The sequence below is a fragment of the Virgibacillus alimentarius genome, assembly GCF_017874635.1.
In the GTDB taxonomy this organism is placed as follows: domain Bacteria; phylum Bacillota; class Bacilli; order Bacillales; family Amphibacillaceae; genus Virgibacillus_B; species Virgibacillus_B alimentarius.
In genome coordinates this window covers 1-2,550 of the sequence record NZ_JAGIKX010000066.1, presented here as the reverse complement: position 1 = coordinate 2,550, position 2,550 = coordinate 1, and the positions used below count along the sequence as shown (strand labels likewise).

General features: G+C 34.6%; 2 protein-coding genes and 1 pseudogene. 1 reads left to right on the top strand and 2 read right to left on the bottom strand.

Annotation, left to right across the window (positions count from 1 at the left end; translation table 11 throughout):
• Positions 1–167: 167 nt before the first annotated feature.
• Complete coding sequence (locus tag J2Z81_RS15600; RefSeq protein WP_226371752.1) at positions 168–1,265, bottom strand: M24 family metallopeptidase; 1,098 nt, start codon at positions 1,263–1,265, stop codon at positions 168–170.
• 212 nt (positions 1,266–1,477) lie between these two features.
• Between J2Z81_RS15600 and J2Z81_RS15595 the strand changes: the two genes are divergently transcribed.
• A complete protein-coding gene (locus J2Z81_RS15595) occupies positions 1,478–2,158 on the top strand; it encodes a metal-dependent hydrolase (protein WP_226371751.1) in 681 nt (226 codons plus the stop codon).
• 253 nt (positions 2,159–2,411) lie between these two features.
• Here the strand turns inward: J2Z81_RS15595 and J2Z81_RS15970 are convergent.
• Positions 2,412–2,550 (bottom strand): annotated as a pseudogene (locus J2Z81_RS15970) (IS110 family transposase); the annotation flags it as partial.

Sequence of the window (2,550 nt, the reverse complement as noted above, 5' to 3'; positions counted from 1 at the left end):
CACTACTAAAAGGACTGAACGCGCTAGAAGGTCATGTTACCTTTAAAGGTGTAGCTGAATCGCATCAACTTCCTTATGACGATGCGGAGGCCTTACTAAAATAATTATATATAATATAAATAAAAGGTACCCTGTAATATACGAGGTACCTTTTATTTTGTTTAAGATTACTTAATGATTTGAAGTTCCTTTGGTGATTGGGTTAGAATTTCTGGCCCCTTATTTGTCATATAGACCATATCTTCAATGCGAACTCCGCCTTTATCCGGTATATAAATGCCTGGTTCTATCGTATAACTCATACCTGCTTGGAGGGGGAGCTTATTGTTGCTATGCATGGATGGATATTCATGTGTTTCAATCCCAATACCATGGCCAATACGATGGTTAAAATAATCCCCATATCCTGCTTTTTTAATATGTTTTCGTGCAGCGTTATCGATTTCTCCCAAAGGAATATCCAGTTTTGATTTTTCGATTGCTTTTTGTTCAGCTTCTAAGACTGTATTATATATAGAACGTTGCTGATTTGTAATGGAATGAAAAGCGACTGTCCTTGTTGTATCTGAACAATATCCTTCAAAAATAACCCCAAGATCAAATAGTACAAGGTCGCCCTTTTCGATTTCTTTCATATCTGGATTTCCATGTGGTGATGCTGTTTTTAGACCAGATAAAACCATGGTGGAAAACGACATTTCTTGTATTCCTTGTTTTTTCAATTCATATTCAATGGTAGCTATTACTTCAAGTTCACTAACACCCTCACGCAGTGCTTTGATTCCTGTTTCCACTCCAAAATCCGCAAGGTTAGCTGCCTGTTTTAATAAGGTATATTCTTTTTTATTTTTGATAACACGTAAATTGGCTACGATCTCACTGGCATCTGAAAACAAAATGGATGGTAACGTGTTTTTTAATTCCTGAAAATGATTTAATGTCAAATGATCAAATTCAAGTCCTATCGTTTCTGGTGTTTTATGATGTTTTTTGATAAAGGCTAAAAATAACTCCCATACATTTTCATGATCATGATAGCCAATTATTTCATGTTCCCATCCAGCTGCTTTCGCGTCTTCTACTTCCATAGCTGGAATAATTAGTAACGGGTCATGATACTGACTTACATAAACAGCGATCACTCTTTCGTGAGGTTCTGTATAATAATTACTTAAATAATAAACATTCGCCTTAGATGTAAGGAGAATACTTTCGGTATTGTTTTTCTTCAATTGCTCCAGTAATGTATGTATTCTATTAGACATGTTGATCACCTCAATGAAATTCATTCTATTTATATTAACAATATAGCATAATTGGAATAAATTAAAAAATGATGATACATAAAGATAGGAATGAAGGGAATTATTTGAATCTTTGTAGGGGAATACATTACACTAGTATCATAAGTTATTCGTAGTTATCCGAATAGAGAAAAAGATGAAATTAAATCGTTTTAAAGGAGAGAGATTAAATTATGAAAGTATCATTTCATGGCCATTCAGTAGTACAAGTTCAAACGAACGATAAAACTATTTTAATTGACCCATTTATTTCAGGAAATGAAGCGTGTGATCTAGATGCAAATACAGTTAAAGCAGATGTTATACTACTGACTCATGGGCACAATGATCATGTTGGGGATACCATTGAAATTGCCAAACGAAACGGTTCCTTGGTAGTAGCTCCGAATGAATTAGCAGTCTATTTAGGCTTTAAAGGTCTAAACACACATCCGATGCATATTGGAGGAGCACATGAATTTGATTTTGGTAAAGTAAAGTATACACAGGCTTTTCATGGGTCTTCTTTTACAGAGGAAGATAATACAATTGTTTATACAGGTATGCCAGGAGGAATACTATTAACGATTGATGGAAAAACAATTTACCATGTAGGGGATACAGGATTATTTACTGATTTAAAAATGATCGGTGATATGAATGACATTGATATCGCCTTTGTTCCTATTGGCGATAATTTTACGATGGGACCTGAGGATGCATTAATTGCAGCCGATTGGATAAAAGCTAAGGTTGTCGTTCCTGTTCATTATAATACGTTTCCGGTAATTAAGCAGGATCCTGAAGTATTTGCTTCTAAAGTACGAACTGGCGAAGGAAAAGTAATGGCTATTGGAGATACAATCGAACTATAAAGAGGCAAGACGTGGGCAGCAGAAGCAGCTCGCGTTTTTTTAGTAAAAATGAATCATTAATCCTAATATATGCTATAATAAGATAGCGTTAATTTTTTTGAAAAGACCTGCGGTAGTATGTCAAAAGAAATAAATAACTATTTGATTATCAAGGTGCAATTCACTTAAAAAAAGCAACACGAAGCTAAACCAGCAAAAAAACAGAAAATTCACTGGTAATCTGTTAAAGGATTTAGAAGCTAATTATGCCTCATTTATTACGCTTCTTTTTAGTGCGAATTAAGGTGATAGACGTGTCAAGAATCGCATCAATAGAATCTTCCACAACCTTGTCTAATCTATAAGACGAACGCGCAGCTTTTTGAATTGATTTGGCTACTTGTTCAGCATCT